This window comes from Arsukibacterium sp. UBA3155 (assembly GCA_002364615.1).
Taxonomy (GTDB): Bacteria; Pseudomonadota; Gammaproteobacteria; order Enterobacterales; family Alteromonadaceae; genus Alishewanella.
Genome location: DEYP01000010.1, coordinates 1 through 19240, shown reverse-complemented (window position 1 = coordinate 19240; position 19240 = coordinate 1). Strand labels below are relative to the sequence as shown.

General features: G+C 46.7%; 14 protein-coding genes. 9 read left to right on the top strand and 5 right to left on the bottom strand.

The genetic code is table 11. The features are described 5' to 3' along the window. Positions 1-95: 95 nt before the first annotated feature. From B2X65_RS02955 to B2X65_RS02915, 9 genes are all read left to right on the top strand, one after another. The gene (locus B2X65_RS02955) at positions 96-2366 is read left to right on the top strand and encodes a polysaccharide lyase 6 family protein (protein WP_290610560.1); all 2271 of its coding nucleotides are present in this window, start codon (positions 96-98) and stop codon (positions 2364-2366) included. A 6-nt stretch (positions 2367-2372) separates the two neighbouring features. Continuing rightward, positions 2373-4586, top strand: coding sequence for a heparinase II/III domain-containing protein (locus B2X65_RS02950; RefSeq protein ID WP_290610559.1), 2214 nt, complete (start codon positions 2373-2375; stop codon positions 4584-4586). Positions 4587-4591: 5 nt separating this feature from the next. Further along, entirely contained in the window at positions 4592-4942 is a 351-nt protein-coding gene (locus tag B2X65_RS02945; protein ID WP_290610557.1) for a cupin domain-containing protein, read from the top strand. Beyond that, a complete protein-coding gene (locus B2X65_RS02940; protein WP_290610556.1) occupies positions 4939-6258 on the top strand; it encodes an MFS transporter in 1320 nt (439 codons plus the stop codon). Before B2X65_RS02945 ends, B2X65_RS02940 begins: the two co-directional genes overlap by 4 nt. Positions 6259-6262: 4 nt before the next feature. Continuing rightward, on the top strand, positions 6263-7195 hold the full coding sequence (locus B2X65_RS02935; RefSeq protein ID WP_290610554.1) for a sugar kinase: 933 nt from the start codon (positions 6263-6265) through the stop codon (positions 7193-7195). Between the two features lie 47 nt (positions 7196-7242). Beyond that, complete coding sequence (gene eda / locus B2X65_RS02930) at positions 7243-7866, top strand: bifunctional 4-hydroxy-2-oxoglutarate aldolase/2-dehydro-3-deoxy-phosphogluconate aldolase (RefSeq protein ID WP_290610552.1); 624 nt, start codon at positions 7243-7245, stop codon at positions 7864-7866. A 67-nt stretch (positions 7867-7933) separates the two neighbouring features. Beyond that, positions 7934-8926 (top strand): polysaccharide lyase family 7 protein, encoded by a 993-nt coding sequence (locus tag B2X65_RS02925; RefSeq protein ID WP_290610551.1) that lies wholly within the window; start codon positions 7934-7936, stop codon positions 8924-8926. 298 nt (positions 8927-9224) lie between these two features. Further along, positions 9225-12257, top strand: coding sequence for a TonB-dependent receptor (locus B2X65_RS02920; protein WP_290610549.1), 3033 nt, complete (start codon positions 9225-9227; stop codon positions 12255-12257). Positions 12258-12381: 124 nt separating this feature from the next. After that, entirely contained in the window at positions 12382-16032 is a 3651-nt protein-coding gene (locus tag B2X65_RS02915; RefSeq protein WP_290610547.1) for a VCBS domain-containing protein, read from the top strand. Between the two features lie 276 nt (positions 16033-16308). Here B2X65_RS02915 and B2X65_RS02910 read toward each other — a convergent pair whose 3' ends face one another. The 5 genes from B2X65_RS02910 to B2X65_RS02890 all read right to left on the bottom strand — a co-directional run. After that, positions 16309-16866: a GNAT family N-acetyltransferase gene (locus B2X65_RS02910; protein WP_290610545.1), complete on the bottom strand. Its 558-nt coding sequence runs from the start codon at positions 16864-16866 to the stop codon at positions 16309-16311. Between the two features lie 452 nt (positions 16867-17318). After that, complete coding sequence (locus B2X65_RS02905) at positions 17319-18059, bottom strand: hypothetical protein (protein ID WP_290610543.1); 741 nt, start codon at positions 18057-18059, stop codon at positions 17319-17321. 101 nt (positions 18060-18160) lie between these two features. Continuing rightward, positions 18161-18517 carry a zinc ribbon domain-containing protein gene (locus tag B2X65_RS02900; protein WP_290610541.1) on the bottom strand — a complete coding sequence of 119 codons (357 nt, stop codon included), beginning with the start codon at positions 18515-18517 and terminating at the stop codon, positions 18161-18163. 64 nt (positions 18518-18581) lie between these two features. Next, positions 18582-18872 (bottom strand): hypothetical protein, encoded by a 291-nt coding sequence (locus B2X65_RS02895; RefSeq protein ID WP_290610539.1) that lies wholly within the window; start codon positions 18870-18872, stop codon positions 18582-18584. Positions 18873-18968: 96 nt separating this feature from the next. Beyond that, positions 18969-19240 (bottom strand): hypothetical protein (locus tag B2X65_RS02890; protein ID WP_290610537.1); only part of this gene is annotated, 272 nt, incomplete at its 5' end.

Below are 19240 nucleotides of genomic sequence, written 5' to 3'. Positions count from 1 at the left end.
CAGAGAGAGGGAATTTATTGGCACCGGAGCTAACACCTCACTTCATGTTACTAAAGGAATGAAGTGAATCTCAGTTTTAAGGTGAGAAAACCATAATGCGTTTATTCAAAGGTTATCTGCTAACTATCTGCTTGGCTTTGCTGTTGCTCTTAGTGTCAGTGACGGCACCGGCTACGGAGTATTTTGTCCAAAGCCAAGACGAGTACCGAGCGATTTCATCGAAACTGGTCGCAGGTGACACGGTCATCTTGAAAAACGGGGTTTGGACAGACTTTGAGATAGTGCTTGATGGGCAGGGTCGGGCTGATGCACCCATAACACTGACGGCAGAAACCAAGGGGCAAGTGATACTTTCTGGCCAGTCTAATCTCAGGTTAGCCGGTCAGCATCTTATCGTTACAGGCTTAGTCTTTAAAAACGGCTATACCCCCAGTAGTGCCGTTATTGATTTTCGCAAAAACAGTAAAGAGTTAGCTTTCCATTCAAGGGTGACGGAAGTGGTCATCGATAATTATAATAATCCGGATAAAGAGGAATCGGATTATTGGGTAGCGTTGTATGGTCAGCATAATCGTTTAGACCACAGCCATTTCGTGGGTAAGCGGAACAGAGGCGTTACCATTGCGGTCAGGTTAAATAGCGAAAAAAGCCAGCAAAACCATCACCAGATTGATCATAACTATTTTGGTTATCGCCCAACCTTTGGCTCTAATGGCGGCGAAACACTGCGCATTGGCACTAGCCATTATTCGCTCACCGATTCTTTTACATTGGTTGAGAATAACTACTTCGAACACACCAATGGTGAAGTAGAAATTATCTCGATCAAGTCTGGCAAAAATACCCTGCGTGGTAATGTGTTTTATGAGGCCCGCGGCACGCTGACCCTGCGCCATGGCAACGGTAATATCGTCGAGCAGAACATATTTTTGGGTAATGGTGTGGAACACACCGGTGGTATACGTGTCATCAACAAAGATCAGGTGATCCGCAATAATTATCTGCAGGGCTTAAAAGGTTATCGCTTTGGCAGTGGCTTTACCGTGTTAAATGGCGTGCCTAACTCGTCCATCAACCGCTATCATCAGGTAGAAAACGCCCTTATCGTCAATAACAGCTTTATTGACGTCGATCACATTCACCTGGCGGCCGGTAGCGATGCAGAGCGCACCGCGGTACCTATCAACTCCGTGATGAAAGATAACCTGATAATCAATACCAACAATCACCAGCCTTTTAGCCTGTTTGATGACGTAAGCGGGATAAAGCTTTCCGGCAACGTCGCTAATACTGAGGTGCCAGCAGCACTGGAATACGGTGTTCAGCAGCAGGACCTTACCCTTGAAAAAGCGGAAAACGGCCTGCTTTATCCCGTATCAGACACGATGAGTGCTGGTGCCAAACGCGACTTAAAAGTGTTGTCCAAACAAGACACGGGTGTCAGCTGGTATCCGAAATTGCCTGGGGCAGTTACATTCGATTCAGGTCAAACACATCGTATTGAAAAAGGGGAAAAGGCGTTACTAGCGGCAATAGACAACGCTGACGAGGGTGACGTTATTGTGCTGGCCAATGGCCAGTATGATGTCTCAAAACTGGTAAAGATTAATAAAACCCTAACCCTAAAAGCGGCAGAGGAAGGCCAGGCCAGGTTGACCTTTGAACGTTCCACCTTGTTTGAAATCCAGGATGGCGGCAGTTTGAAACTTGAGGGCTTAGCTATCTCAGGGGCACAGAGTCCTGACTCGGCTGGCAATACGGTCGTTCGCACTCAAAAATGGGGCATGGTTGAAAATTACCGCTTTGTGATGCTCAATTCACAAATTTTGCAGCTGGATATTAACCATTCGTTCGATTTCTTCGCCACGGGCAAGGGCGCCTTTGCCGATGAGATCACCTTGATGGGTAACACGTTCGAAAATGTCACTGGCGACATTCTGCGTCTGAATACTGAAATTGAAGATTTGGGCATTTATAACGCCGAGTATGTCACGATAAAAAACAATACTTTCAACAATGTGCAGGGTGCTGTGGTGAAGCTTTATCGCGGCGGCACCGATGAAAGTACCTTCGGACCGCATTTGTTAATGGCAGACAACACGTTAAACCAGGTTGGTCATGGCAAGCGCAACAAGAATAAATCCAGTCTCTATCTGCACGGCGTTCAGGTTGCCGACATTCAGCAAAACACCCTGGTTAGCTCCGCGCCAATAAAAATTGAGCACACGGTAGGGGAACCGGTAACGGTGATTAAGGGCAATCTTTTTGATGCGACCCTGGTACCTACGGTGACCGAGCTCAGGGTTGAAGGGCCGCATACGGCCGTGATTGACGATAACAAAACAGTAAATACTGAGAAGAGGTAGCCGCAGATGAACATTGCAATATTCCTGGCAAAAGTAGTGTCGCGGATCCTGGTTACCTTTGCTCTGATACTGCCATTGTGTGTGCAGGCGGCTCATCCTAATTTGGTCATTACCGCAGCCGATGTGTCCCAAATGCGCCAGGCCATCACGAAGCCTGGACGCTTTTCCAACGCCTACAGCGATCTGAAAGCCCAAGTCGATCTGCAAATGGCCCAAGCCATTAACGTTCCAGTGCCTAAGGACGGTGGCGGCGGCTATACCCATGAGCGGCATAAGAACAATTACCAGCTGATGTACAACGCCGGCATTATTTATCAACTTAGCCAGGATAAGACTTATGCCAATTTTGTCCGGGACATGTTGCTGGCTTATGCACAGTTATATCCGACACTGGATCTGCATCCCGAGCGCAAAGTTAATTCACAAAATGCCGGTAAGCTATTTTGGCAAAGCCTGAATGAGGCCGTTTGGCTGGTTCATACCATTCAGGCTTACGATTTAGTCTGCAGTGCGTTAAGCGCGCAAGACATCGCTAGCATCGAAACAAAGTTGCTAAAGCCTGTGGCAGTGTTTTTGTCAGAAGGACAACCCTCTACGTTTAACAAAGTGCATAACCATGGCACCTGGGCCACAGCCGGGGTCGGCATGGCCGGTTACGTGATGAACGAACCTGAGTGGGTTGAAAAGGCGCTGTACGACCTGGAAAAGTCAGGAAAAGGCGGTTTTCTGAAGCAACTGGATGAATTGTTTTCGCCTCAGGGTTACTACAATGAAGGGCCGTATTATCAGCGTTACGCGCTATTGCCGTTCGTCACCTTTGCCAACGCTATTGAGAATAACGAACCGCAGCGAAAAATTTTCCAGTACCGGGATGGCATCATATTAAAGGCCATAGATACCACCATTCAGTTGAGTTATGACGGTCTGTTCTTCCCCATTAACGATGCCATAAAAAGTAAGGGTATCGACACCATCGAGCTGGTGCATGGCGTTGCTCTGGCGTATAGCCTGACAGAGGCGCCCGGCTATCTGGATATCGCCAGACAACAGGATCAAATCATCCTTTCCGGCGATGGCCTGAAGGTGGCACAGGCTCTCGACCAGGGCCTGGCCGAACCTTACCCGTTCGAATCCGTTGCCTTCGGCGATGGCAATGATGGCAAACAAGGGGCGCTGGTGATTATGCGAAGCCAGTTGGCGGGTGATCAGGCCGTGCTGTTTAAACCTGCTGCCCAAGGTCTGGGCCATGGTCACTTTGACAAGCTTACCTGGCAGTTTTATGACCAGGGTCAGGAAATCGTCTCGGATTATGGTGCGGCGCGTTTCCTCAATGTTGAGGCAAAATATGGTGGCCGCTATCTGCCAGAAAACGAGAGTTACGCCAAACAAACGGTGGCCCACAATACGGTGGTAGTGGATGAAACCAGCCACTTTAACGGTGACGTCGAGGTTGGCAATCAAAATGCGCCGGTACTTAATTACTTTGAAACCAGTTCGCTTGGCACAGTTGCCAGCGCTAGAATTGATAAGGCTTACCAGGGTGTTGAGCTAAAACGTACCATGGCGTTGGTTAATCTGGCAGAGGTTGAAAAAACCATAGTGCTCGATGTGTTCAATGTTGTTTCATCCAGTGAGCATCAACTGGACTTACCGCTACATTACCTGGGCCAGCTAATCGACACCAACTTTAGCGTGTCGGTCAGTACTGATCAGCTCTTCGCCCTGGGCGCTAAAAATGGCTATCAACATCTATGGCTTAAAGGCCGTGGTTTACCAAAGCAGGGGCTGGCAAAGGTTTCCTGGTTGAATGAAAACGGACGCTTCTACACACAGACAAGTTTGGTAAATGGCCAGGAAGAATTTCTGTTCACCCAGATTGGTGCAAACGATCCTAACTTTAATCTACGCAATGAACAGGCGTTTATCCGCAGAGTAAAGAACAATAAACAACACCAGTTCATTTCCGTACTTGAACCTCACGGCGAATACAACCCTGGCAAAGAATACACGCTTGAAGCAGAGAGTCAGGTGACAACGCTAGGTCATAGCCAGCGAGGTGAAGTCATGTTGGTAGAGCTTACTATCGCTGGTGTGTCATACCTGATTGCTATAAACCAATCTGAAGATGGTGCAATCGACCAGGATTTTCAATATCAAGACCAATCGTTTTCTATTAACGGCCGACTGGCTGTTTTTGCACTGAACGATGATGAGGAGTAAGTCATATGAGCAAGCAAAGTAACCATTTTATCTCTGGAGCTGAAGCTGAGATTGAAGATGTGGGTGGTGGCTTAAAACGTCAAATGCTGGGTTATAACCACGAACTCATGATGGTCAAAGTTTGGTTTGCCAAGGGAGCCGAAGGCTATGTGCATAAGCATCGTCATTCACAGGTGACCTATGTGGAAGAGGGAGAATTTCACTTTAATATCGGCGGGGAAATCACCGTGATGAAACCCGGCGACAGTTGCCTGATCCCTCCCTATGTGGAGCACGGTGCAGTGTGTCCGACCGGCGGTATCCTGATTGACACCTTCAGCCCTCCCAGAGAAGACTTTCTTAAGGACTTATCATGAAAATTAAAGGCTTACGCTGGTGGGTGGTGATGTTGATCGCACTGGCGACCATCATCAACTACATTGACCGTCAATCGCTCAGTGTACTGTGGCCCGCCATTGTAGAGGATTTATTTCCTGACAAATCGGCGCTGGAACGCAAACAAATTTACGCAAACATCTCTGTGGTGTTCGTTTTCGCTTATGCCTTTGGTCAGGCGATCTTCGGCAAGATTTTTGACTGGGTGGGAACAAGAGTCGGCTTCGTGCTCTCCATCGGGGTATGGTCAGTGGCCACCATTGCTCATGCATTCGCTCAGGGCCTGCTTAGCTTCAGTATTTTCAGGGCAATTCTCGGGGTTGCGGAGGCGGGTAACTGGCCAGGTGCAACCAAGGGCAATGCCGAGTGGTTTCCTATCAAGGAGCGCGCATTAGCTCAGGGAATTTTTAACTCAGGTGCAGCAATTGGTGGCATTATCTCTATTCCATTAATTGCCTTTCTTACCGTTTATTTCAGTTGGCAAATGGTGTTTGTGATTATCGGTCTGGTGGGTCTTCTGTGGCTTATACCCTGGCTGGTTTTGGTTAAGGCACCACCTGCCATGCATTCCTGGATTACCGCAGAGGAACGCGAGTATATCCTTACCGGTCAAAAACGGAAGCTGACGCCGGAGCAGGCGTCTTTGCCAGAAGAGGCAGAATATAACCCTACTACCGCCGAGCTGCTTTCCCGCAAGCAAAGCTGGGGGGTGATTATTGCCTCGGCGGCTATCGATCCAATTTGGTGGTTGTTTGTTTTCTGGATCCCTATTTACCTGAATGAAGTTTACGGTATGGATGTTCAGGCTATAGGTATCTATGGCTGGGTACCTTATGTGGGCGCGATGCTAGGTGCCTGGTTTGGTGGCTTGCTAGCCCAGAACAGACTGAACGCCGGTTGGAGTGCGGATAAAACCCGCAAACTCACTATCACATTAGGCTGCTTTATTATGTTGCCATCATTACTGGCGATGGCTAACCCGGGAGAGCCAGTCGTTGCCGTGTTAATTATGGCCGTCATTTTATTTGGTTTTCAAACGGCTATTGGCAACGTGCAAACGCTTCCCAGCGATCTCTTCAGCAAGAGTGCCGTGGGTACCCTGGCCGGATTTTCTGGCATGGCGGCTAAGTTAGGCGCAGTGGGGCTGACCTCGTTGGTGCCTTTCCTTACCGCTGACGGAAATTATACTCCTGCGTTCGTGATAGGCGCTGTACTGGCGATCACTGCAGTTGCCGCTGTGTGGATATTGATCCCCACCATCGAGCCCCTGAAGAAACCCTTAAAGAAACGTGGGTAAAAACATGACGAAAATATTTTTTTTCGGTGAGTGCATGGTTGAACTCAGAGAACTGGATGACGCGACGATGGGGCAGTCGTTTGCCGGTGATGTATACAACTCAGCGGTATACATGAAACGCTGCTTTCCAAAAATAACCGTATCGATGATCACCGCCATTGGTCGTGACCGACTCAGTGAAAAAATGCTTACCCGATTCAAAAGTGAGGATTTAGAGACACAGTTTGTGTTTCAGCATCCAAGCAAAGTGCCGGGTATGTATTTTATTGAGACAGATAGCGCCGGTGAGCGGCGCTTTACCTACTGGCGCAACGATTCTGCCGCCAAAAAAGTTGTCCAATTTCTTAATGATGATGTGGTCGAGCAATTAACCGCAGCGGACATGTTTTTTTTCTCAGGCATTCCACTGGCGATTATTGACGAAGACAGTCGGGACGCATTTTGGCAAAAACTGGAACGGCTGAAGCTGGCCGGCGTAAAGCTGGTGTTTGATCCAAACTATCGGGCGCAGCTATGGGCTGGCAAAGATGAGGCAATTGCCCAGTTTGACAGAGCCTTTCAGTTAAGTGATATCGCCATGCCCGGCGTCGAAGATCTGAACGTGCTTTACGGCATTTCGTCTGCAGAAGAGGCAATTGACTTTTGCCAGCAGTATAAACTGGAAGAAGTCGTGGTGAAGGATGGGCCGAAATCCGTTGTCACACTCACTGGCACAGAGCGGCACAGCCACCAGATCACCCCTGTTAACAATGTTGTGGATACCACTTCTGCCGGCGATGCCTTCAATGGCGTTTATCTTGGTGCGCGTTTATCAGGAAAAAACGTATTTGAAGCGGTACAACTAGGCGCCAAAGCCGCCGGCACGGTAATACAGCACCCCGGCGCGATAGCGCCATTGGCAGCATTTAAACAGGCCATGTCTGAAGCAGGGCTATAGCTGTTATTACAAAAGAACATTTACTTTAATTTAAGAGATATACAGACATGACCCGTTTTTCTGAACTGATGTCAGGACAGACATTGTTACCTATTATTCAAGCAGAATCGCCCAAACAAGGCGTGCAAATTGCCCAAGCCATGGCCGATGCCGGTCTTACGCTGGTCGAAGTGGTATTGCGAACGAAGGAATCTCTTGCGGCTTTATCCGCAATTAAGCAAGAAGTACCCCAACTCACCGTGGGCGCAGGCACGGTGATTGATGCCCGGATCCTGAATCAGGCACTTGAAGCAGGAGCGGATTTCATTGTGACCCCGGCAGTCTCAGAGGCCCTGTTGGCTGAATTGGCAAGCTGCAGGGTGCCGGTGCTGCCCGGGGTGTCCAATACCGGTGATATTTTGCTGGCCTATGAGCACGGCTACACCGAATTGAAGCTTTTCCCGGCTTCGCTGTCGGGTGGCGCTGCGTTCCTGCGAGCCATGTCGTCAGTTTTCCAGTCGATTCGTTTTTGTCCGACGGGTGGCGTCAATCAGCAAAATATGCAGGACTATTTGGCATTGAATAATGTGTTTGCGGTAGGCGGCACCTGGATTGCACCGGCTGAGTGGGTTGAACAGGCTAATTGGCAGGCCATCACCACAGCCTGCCAGCAGGCAATGACTAAACCATAATCAGAATTTACCATGCAGTTATTTAGATTCAAGCCGCTGTCGTTTAAGCAGAGCAAAAGGAACAACCATGAAAACACTAAACGTTATGCTAACGCTGTGTTCAATGTTGTTGGCGATATTTGTCAGTTACGCCAATGAAAGCGACAAGAACGAAACAAAAATTGCGATACCCGAATCCCATCAACAATTAGAGCAAGGGGTGTTACTGGGCAGTTTTACGCAGTTAGATCCTGCGAAAAAGCCCAGTGAAAATTTTGACCTGCTGGATTGGAGTCTGACCCTGCCGACGGATCTGAATAAAGATAAAAAAGCAGACATTGTTTACGAGCGGGCACTGGCCAATGGTTTTGAACTCAAACCGTTGTTTTACACCGCAGAGGATGGCGGTATGGTATTCGCCTGTCCTAATGAAGGCGCTAAAACGTCGAGCAATACCAAGTATGCCAGAACGGAATTGCGCGAAATGCTCAGGCGCGGCAAAACGCAGATAAAGACACAAGGCATAACCAAAAATAACTGGGTATTCAGCCAGGCACACGGTTCGGTTAAACGAGATGCCGGCGCTATTGAAGGTAGCCTGGAAGCCACGCTTGCTGTTAACAGGGTGTCGGTAACCGGTGATGAGAAACAAGTCGGCAGGGTAATCATTGGCCAGATCCATGCAACAGACGATGAGCCTATACGTCTTTACTACCGAAAACTCCCTGATAATGAAAAGGGCTCCATTTATTTTGCGCACGAGATAAATGGCGGCGATGACGTCTGGACCGATATTATCGGCTCACGCTCTCATACACTGTCTGACCCCGAAGACGGCATTCAATTGAATGAGAAGTTCAGCTATAAAATTACGGTTGAGAACAGTGTTTTATTCGTCACTATTATTCGTCCTGGCAAAGCCAATATCACTCAATCCCTTGATATGAGTCAAAGTGGCTACCACAGCAATAATCAATACATGTACTTTAAAGCGGGTGTGTATAACCAAAACAACAGCGGTGATCCCCGGGACTATGTGCAAGCGACTTTCTACCATCTTGATAACCAGCACGATAATTAGCAATTATAGTTAAATTTTTTTTCTTACTCTTATCCATCAAAGCACAAATTGGTATACCAATTTGTGCTTTTTCTATGGCGGTTCATTCAAGCCGCCTTTAGGGTGGCGCTTTCCTTTGTAAGTTTTTATTTTTTCATTGGTAATTATTATTGGTAACATCTAATTTTAATAATTGGTTGATATGTCGATTTTGTTTGGTTATATTTCAAACAGAAAATGTATTGCTTAACTGCATTACTTAAATGCAATAGGTAATCCTACCAACAAGATCGCGAAAAAGGACAACGGGGAATTAGATATGTCGCTGATATTTGATAATGATGCAGACTCAAGCAAAAAAGAGCAGCAATTCAGGCTGTCGCCTGTTGCAAGATTGGTAAAAATGGCAGTAGTCGTCTCTCTGACCAGTTCTGTTGCCTTTTCTGCTAACGCACAGGAGACGAACAATGAATCTAAAAAAGAAGCTGATAATATTGAAGTGATCGAGGTTGTTGGTACCCGTAAAACAATCCAGGATCAAATTGCCATAAAACGCGAGGCGACTTCGGTCGTTGACGGCTTATCTGCTACCGATATCGGTGATTTGCCGGCACTTTCCATTGGGGAAGCCTTAGAGTCAATAACAGGTGCAGCCTCTCACCGTGAAAATGGCGGTGCAACAGAAATTACTATCCGGGGCTTAGGGCCCTTCCTGAGTGCCACACACATTAACGGTCGTGAAGCAACTAATGGCAGTGGTGACCGCTCGGTTAACTTCTCACAATTTCCGTCGGAGTTAATGCAAAAGGTCGCAATTTATAAAACGCAGGACGCATCCTTGATCGAAGGTGGTGTGGCCGGCGTCATCACCTTAGAAACGCTAAAGCCTCTGGACTACGGCAAACAGCAAATTCAGGGCGAAGTAAAACTGAACTATAACCCTGATGAAGCCAATATTGACAACTCATTACACGATAACGTGGGCGGTCGGGTTACATTCAGCTTTGTTGACCAATTTGAGTTTGACAGTGGTCAGTCCTTAGGGGTTTCTTTTGGTGTGCAACGTCAGGATATCAGCCAACCTGAAGCTGAATACCGCAGTTCCAGCCCTAGCGGCTCTTCTTTGTGGGCATGTTTAAACGATCCGACCAACAGCAATGAAGGTTTTTTCCGAAGTTCAGCCGGAGATTGCGAAGATCAGGTCAGTGGTAGTAGTAACCAGGGTTATCAGACTGCTATTAATCCTGAGACGGGTGAAGCACAAAGTGCTGGCACGCCTTACGCCTGGACCGGTAGTAGTAGTAGCTACCGACAAAACGAAACGTCTGATGAGCGTGATGCCGTGTTTGTTGCGTTACAGTATCGACCCTCTGATGCCTGGGATATAAACGTCGATGCGCAACTCTCGGATCGTAATCAGGCGGAAGCACGTCATGACTTATTGTACTTACAAAAGCGCGTCACGCCGGGTGTAACCGGTGAAAATCTTATTACCAATGATGTCGGGGGGATCTTGCACTGGGAAGGTGAAGAGCGTTTTGAATCTGCCGGCGAGCAGTTTTCCCGTGAAGAGAATTATGTTGGATACGGCCTCAATGTTGAACATTTTTTCAACGACCGCTTAACCATCACTGCCGATTTGGGTTACTCCCAGACAAAACGTGAAGAGTTGCAAATTAGTAACCGGGGCAGAACCCCTGGCCGGCCTTTCTTTACGTGGGATATGGGGGAGTACATCCCGCATATTACCGTCACTGATTTTGATGTGACCGACATCTCGAATTTCACCGATAGCTTACGGACCCGTCTTGACAGAGAAGGTGTGCGTGAAAACGAGATTGTTTCTGCCCGCCTGGACTTAAACTATGAGCTTGACGGTAGTATGTTCACCAGTGTGCAAGGTGGGGTGAGAGCTTCAGAGCTCACCTTTTTACAGTTTGGTGGCGACCAGGGTAGTGGTTCACGCACTGAAGTATTGCTGAATGAAGGTGCAATATCAGCATTAGAGGTATTGCAGCAATGCCAGATCGATTTCCCTGAAACCGGCTTTTTATCTTCAGTGTCCGATGGCAATATTATTACCCACATAGACAGTAACGGCAACGTTGTGGACAGTGGTACTGGTTCATCGTGGGCTACTTACGACAATGTCTGTTTCGCACAAGCGCTAGTGGCTTCAGTGGGTGGTAATTTTGCCTATCCGCAAGTTGAGTATGAAAATGCGGGAACTCAGGATGTCACTGAAAAAACCCTGGCGGCCTATATTATGGCCAACTACGATACGGAAGTGCTGGGTAAGTTTGTTCGCGGTAACTTTGGGGTGCGACTGGTTGATACCGAAGTCACCTCAATTGGTTTCAGAAACAGTTTTGATGTTGTCACCAATGAGTTAGGGGTGCTGAGCCTGGTAACCGGGGATTCTTTAGAGTCCATTACCGGGGGCGGCAGTTATACCGAAGTATTACCCAGCTTTAACCTGGTAGTGGATTACCGTGATGACATTCTGCTACGGGCCGGCATTTACCGGGGCATGTCCCGGGCCAATCCCAGTGACATGAGTTACAGCCGCACCTTCCAAACTGATGATGATGTAGCGCCAACCACCTTGGCAGATTTGTTTGTCGGCGTAAATGGCTCAGGCAACCCAAATCTCAAGCCACTGATGTCCTGGAATTACGACGTCGCCTTTGAATGGTATCCCAACGAAGATTCAATCTTCGCCGTTAGCCTCTATTACAAGCAATTTAAGGGTGGGTTCCAGCAACAGACAGTATTGGAAGACTTTATTGTGGACGGTCAGACGGTGACGTTGCCGATTACCAATTCGGTCACCACAGACGATACCAGTGATCTATACGGCTTGGAGGCCTCAGTGGCCTATCGATGGGACAACGGCATTGGCATTAAGCTTGGTTACAACTACGCTGACACCGACTTCGAGTTTGAAGACAGTTTATACGGCGATACCTTTATCACAGACCTGGACGGCACCACGCGTCAACTGACTGAAGGCATTGTGCCACCTGGCTCGGTTCCGGGCTTTTCTGAGCATGTATTCAGCGGTCAAATCTACTATCAGATCGGCGATTTTGATACTGCACTTATCTACAAGTATCGCAGTGAATACTTCCAGCCCTATACAAGCAACGGGACCAGACTGCGTTATGTCGATGAAGTCGGTGTATGGGAAGCGCGCGCATCTTACAAAATAAATAAAAATATCCGGGTAAAAGTGGAAGCGATTAACTTGTTCAGTGCACCCAAGTCACAGGATTTCTTTGTGCAGGGAAACCTGGGAGAGGTTAACGACTATGGTCCACGAATTTTTGCTGGTATTAGCTTGAAGTACTAATCGATTCACGTGAAAGCGTAATCAGGATGCGGGAAACAGTTTAAACCCGCGCATATTTACCTATATTACTTTTGTTCAGTACCTAAGCAACGTTTTAGCACTGAACCTGTCAGGAGCAGAAAGCATGGTTAAGCAGACTCTGATATCCATCATCCTCGCAACCGCTTTAGTCGGTTGCGGAGGTGGTGATAAAAACGAACAGAATGGCAATAGCAGAGGGAGTGTCTCAATCACTGGTGGAGAGTTAATCGCAGGTACCACGCTCTCTGCGGCGGTTACTGATGCCGACGGCATTCGAAGCGGTACTCTGGTTTACGCCTGGTCGACCGGGGTGACGGGTTCGTCATACACCATCACTGAAGCGGATGAAGGTTCAGTCATCTCAGTTTCGGCCAGATATACGGATGAAAAAGGCCTCACAGAAGGTGTCGGTGCATCGACGTCAATGATACTGCCAACCCTGAATGTGACGGCAAATGTGGTAAAAGGGCCGGTAAGCGGCGCAAATTGCGAATTATTTGCCATTACTGACACGGGGGTAGCGGCAACACCCGCTCAGGCCTCGGCCATTTCAAGTAGTATGGGCAGCATCACTTTTACTGACGTTCATTTTGAAGGTGCAGGTTTAATCTCGTGCTCAGGCGGTACCTATAAAGATGAGTCAACGGGTGTAACGCTGGATGCGCCAGCATTGCGGGCTGTGGTTGATGTTGTTGAAGGAAACGCAGAAACGCCTGCCCCCTCTTATGTCGTGTCTCCTTTAACTGAAATGGCAGTACAGGCGTCAGGATCCGATCTGGGCGCCTTTGCTGAGCAAGCTGCAGTAATAAATGCGCGTTTTGGTATACGTTTTGACATTACAACCGTTTTACCGACTGAGCTGGGCGTGGTTGCACTGGGTGCTGAAGGCGCTGCAGATGCCGACCGCTATGGCTCTGTATTAGCGTTGTTGTCGCAACTGGACGCTGATAACGCTGGCAAAAATATGGCGATGCTAATCGCCGAAATCGCTGCTGATTTAGCTGATGGGCAGTTTTCACAGGACCTGTTAGACGCCTTTGAAACAGCCCAGTTGAATTTACAAACGGTGTCCGTCATCGCCAATGATGTTGATGAGTCTTTACTGGATATTATCGGATCCGCGATTGGATACAACAACACCCCTGTCGCTGCCATCATCGAAGGCATGTTAAGCGGAACCGTGCAACATACCGCTACCGAACCGTTAACAGGTTCTGTTATTGTGATTGATCCGAACTTTGGCGAAGATGAAATTCTGGCACAAACTGGTGTGACTCTCGACTATGGTACATTCAGTATCAATGCTCAGGGCAATTGGTCATACACGGTAGATGTTAACAACGAAACGGTTGCCAACCTTGAAATTGGCAACTCGGTTAATGATACGGTGACCATCACATCGATTGACGGTACCACTGCCGACATCGCCATTCGCATCGCAGCACTTACCCAGTTAGCAAAGATTTCGGATACCGGTAATGACACTGGCGAACTTAGATTTAGTGTAGATAATTTACGTCAGGGTAAACTCAGTGCTATGTTTTCAAAAGACGAAGCGTTGGGCAGTGATGGCAATATTAAAGATGCCTACATTACACTGTATGGCTCTTCCGGTAGTTCAAGTGAGGCGTTGATTGATTTGCGTATTCAAGGCACGCAAACAGACGGTAATGGTATTATCATTGGCCCTCGCTTCCTGGTCAGAAACACTGAAAGTGACGCTTATCCCGGTGTAATAGTTACCGCGCCCTTTGTTGAAGAGCAATTTTATACTGTTGAAATTACCTGGGATTTGGATGCCGCCGAGCAATTAACCCTTACCATAAACGATGAAGTTATTGGTGGCGGGTCGTTCTCTACTGCGGCAGTGGTTGATCCTGATTTCACTGATATTAATCAGTGGTTCGCCGATGGCATTAAGGCTATTCAATTCAGATTTGGTGACAATGACAGAACCATACCTTTTGGATCTTTTTATGTAGATGATATTGCGGTCTATTCAGACGTCGCGGGCACAACCAGCGTATTCGAAGATGATTTCGAAAGCTACGCAGAGGGCGAAACCCTGGATGGTGTCGGCAGTTCTTATAACTTAGCGATCTATTCTGAGGTTGTGGTATTTGATGTTGGCAATGGCAATGACCAGCCAACACCAGCGGCTTTCTTTGACCTGACCGCAGCCATTGCAAGTGATGCGACTGAAGCATTGACCGGAACCGTCACTGTTGTTGACCCGGATGAAGGTGAAGCCTTTATTATTCCTGCCTCGTTCTCCAGCACATTTGGCGAGTTCGCCATTATGGACAACGGCGCCTGGACCTACTTGCTTGATACAACAAACGATATCATTGCTGCGTTGGTAAGCGGTGAGCGCGAAACGGATACCATTACTATTGAATCTGTCGACGGAACAACGGCTGAACTGGTAATTACCATTACCGGTGTTGGCGGAGATACTGGTGGCGCTAATAATGTCGCCGTCATTATTGATACCGATCCAAGTGATACCGGAGAGCTTCGCTATGCGCTTGGCAGCGATGGCCCACTGGCGCAAGGTCGAGTTACGGTATCTGTTAAGCGTTTAGATGATGAATTAGGTGATGGTGATGCGTTTATCACGTTATTCAATTCTGCAACCAATAACGATGGCGCGATTTTAGACCTGCGTATTAAAGATGATAACTTTGAGGTTCGAAGCCCAGGTGGTGTAGACACGTCGGCGGCCACCGTAGTGTTAGATACCTTCATGGATGTTGTTATCACCTGGGAATACCCAAATGGTAACTTAGAGGTCACGCCATTGGTTACGGTTGAAGTTGATGGCGTCAGTTTTGTGGCTGAAGGCTTTACTCCGGATAACAGTGCTACAGGTGGAGTGACTCACGTGTCATTCCGGTTTGGTGACAATGGTGGCGTACGGGCAGAGACTGGTAAATTTACTGTTGATGACTTAGTCATTTACGCCGACACAGCGGGAAGTAGTGTGGTATTTTCTGACGATTTTGAGTCATATGTTGATGGTGATTCTCTGGACACGGATAACCCGGCATCACCTTATAACTCCAGTACATCGGAAGCAAGTGTCGAGACTATTGGTGAAGCAGGTGGCCCGGGTACACCAGGCAATAAGCTTGCCCAAATACGGGATACCGATGCCTCTGACACTGGAGAGTTAAGATATGCGCTTGGTGACAATGGTCCTCTGGCACAGGGTCGAATTACCGCATCGGTTAAGCGTTTAGATGATGAATTAGGTGATGGTGATGCGTTTATCACGCTATTCAACTCTGCAACCAATAACGATGGCGCGATTTTAGACCTGCGTATCAAGGATGATAGCTTTGAAGTTCGCAGCCCAAGTGGTGTAGATACCTCAGCGGCCACCGTAGTGTTAGATACCTTTATGGATGTCGTTATCACCTGGGAATACCCAAATGGTAACTTAGAGCTCACGCCATTGGTGACGGTTGAAGTTGATGGCGTCAGTTTTGTGGCTGAAGGCTTTACTCCGGATAACAATGCCACAGGTGGTGTAACTCACGTGTCGTTCCGGTTTGGTGACAATGGTGGCGTACGAGCAGAGACAGGTATATTCACGGTTGATGACTTAGTCATTTACTCTGACACGGCCGGAAGTAGTGTGGTATTTTCTGACGACTTTGAAGCCTATGCTGAAGGTGACTCCCTGGATACGGACAACGCTGTGTCACCGTACAACTCAGCAACGTCTGAGGCTATCGTAGCGGTTGAATAACAGCTTACATCCTTTTCTGGGGCATCGCTCAGATATAAAAGGATTATAGAAAATAAGTAGGCGGGAGAGATCCCGCCTGTTTTTTGCCGTAACTAAAACCATAAAAGGTAGTTGCGCATACCTAATCTTACAGTTGAGACGAATAGATTTAGACTGAATGTGACAGGCTGCTATGAGCGGGCGCTAACGACCCAATCAGGGGGGCTGCTAAAATGTGCGGCGAAGCGGAAGCGCAACCGAACAAGCTGTTATCAGTTCCACTTCTGAATTGGCATGTTATATTTCTTTAAACTCAGGCTTTATTAAACCAAAACACTTTAAGTCATGGAATTCGTTTTTCCAGAAGCCACTTGAGCGCCGTACACCTTCTTCTTTGAAACCTAGCTTTTTTAACACCGTTTCAGAAGCTAAATTTCCAATCATAGTATCTCCCTGTATTCTGTATATTTCGCCGAATGGGGACTCATTAGAAAAAGCTAACTCAATAATTTTGCATATTGCTTCAGTTGCATAACCAAGCCCCCAATAATTAGATGATAGTTCGTACCCTATACCAGCATTTTTCATTTTTTGGCTCAAAGAGTTAAAACCGCACGTACCAATCAATTTTCCAGTATCTTTAACTCGGATAGCCCAACGAATCCCAGCTCTTTCAATGAAGCGGTTATTAAAGAAATCTATTAATTCTAGTGATTGTTCTTCTGATGTATAAACGTCAATATCGTAATATTTAACAACCTTATCGTCGGCGAAAATATTCAATAGAGCCTGTCCATCGTCTTTCGATAGCTGATTAAGAATCAGCCGCGATGTTTCTAATTCTGGAAATTGCATCTAATCTTCCTTGAAATTGTTCTTACCCACAAACGCAAGCAACTTGTTGCGAGTCGAGCGCTCAAAGGGCGCATTTTTGATGGCAATTGTTAAATGGCTATCCATCTATCCAACAGCGCTCGTATATGGTTTTTTGATTACTGATTACAACCACTTTATGTACTTGATCATGCTCATCAATGGCCAATTTTACGGGAACAATCACGGATACATCATTTTTGTTGTAGTAGATGGCTGGCAAAGGAAAAGACCCAGGATGAGATAGCTTTCTACTATTTTTTATTGGGTAATCATTTACATCACATGGATCTACATATGCTGATACCGTAAAACTAATTAAAAAAATAGAGAACTTAGAATACTTTTCATTACCACCTTAGTCATTTAGCGCCCCGCGCATGCGCGGACTTGTGAGCGTCGCAGGGGCCGTAGGCACCGAGTGACGCGACTTGTTAAGCTTTTCCTGCACCATTACATTGCCCAGATATAAAACTCAACAGAGTGTTCGATATTAAAGCTTTGAGCCAGCCAGGGCCAAAATCTGTCATATCGTTATGTTTAGAATTTGCGATTTGTACAATACAAGCATTATACATTGCCATTTCTTGCGCTGTGTACAGTACACCGTGATCAGCTGGAAAATCGCTACCTCGAATAGATAGGATGGATGGAGAGCCAGCTCTAGGTAAGGGAACACGGCGGTGATCTAACGTTATAAGTGTCTCAGCAAAATCTACACCTTCGGTAAGCAACCAACTTGAGATATCGCCACCGTTCGAATGACCAACCAACGTTAACTTATTAAAATCATAACCTGAAAACTCAGACTGTAACTGAGCACGGATAAATTTCAGGGTTATAGTGCCTCGCTTCCAATTTTCACTTCGTTCAGTATAAAGATTACCTGTAACTGCAAGAGGTGGATCGCCCGGCAGCTCATGCTGAATAGCAACAACAAGGTAACCTGCTTTATTCAAAGCATCTGAGATAAATGAATAATTATCGTAAGCAACTCCATAACCTGAGCTTAAAAAGGCGACAGAACATTGATTTTCAGCACTACACGAAGAGACGTCCACCGGAGAGCTAATTTTAATTGGAATATCCCTTTGCCTATCCGCATCTTTAATAACACGATACTCCGACGCAAATACTGGGTTAGCAAACAAAATGAGCAGAACTAGAAATCTCAAATGTATCTCCAAAAAGCTTAACGCCCAAATTTAGCGCGGAAAGCCGCGCAGCGGGTTGACGTCGCAGCCAGCGCTGTTTGCTGGCGATAAAAATTTGATTGTTATGTCGACTTAAAACCAAAACTGTTAATTTTAGAACCGCAATAAAAGCAGTTTGTTCGACGCTTGGAAATTTTGTGACCACAATCTGAACACTCTGTGGGTTGCGATAGCTTCCCATCTAACTTTCCATCCCTTAAGTCGATTTCTTCAATTTTCTTCATAATTTGCGACTGGGTTATGCCTAGCTCGGTTAGCAGTTCTAATGCGGCAAGATTCATTATGTACAACTGGTCGATTTTTTCAGACAAAGTGTCAATATGAGACTCATTTTGAATGGCACGTACAGAAGTTTGGTTACTTTTAACTGAATTCGTGGTGATTCTTAAGTCTTGAAATAAATTTGTTAATAACTGCATGTATAATTCCTTCCCAACCTAGCTCAGAACCAATTCAACGCGAAGCATTTGCCAAACAACAATTTTACAATCCAGCCAATGCAACAAACGCAATAAAACTCAAGAGTTTAGTCACTAGTACTAGTAAAATGAGATCAGGCCAAACATCAGCACCGGTAAAGTCTTTAAGTAAGTAAAATAAAGCAATGATCGAGAGAATCCAACCAATCCCTGGGATCAATGCAAGGAGCGAGGAAGCACCAACACAAATTACTCCTTCCTTGTATCCAACTTGGACAGTAGTTACTTTACCAGCAGCCCAAAGGAATACTCCGGTAATAACGACATCTAAAATAAAGAAAAAAACTATTTCCAAAACATACTCCGATGTTTACTAGCGACATAACGCCCGCCACAAACGCGAGCAACTTGTTGCGAGTCGAGCCGCGAAGCGGCGTTTTGGTGGCGTTTGTTATGCATCTCTATTTTTAACAGATTCATTTTTAAAGCGGTTTACCATTAGAACAGCAAGCCCCATTGCGAAAATGATCGAGCCAACAATAGCGTACCTTGGATTTGGTGCTGTTGAAGATATGAGATTGAAATATGTCATTACTGCAGTACCAAATAAGCTAATTATCCCGCCGACTAATCTATACATTTTAAAATCACTACTCGCTTGGCTTTTTGCTTGGATTACTTTAACTAAAGGAATCACTGTGTTCTTACCCATAAAAAGTAGAC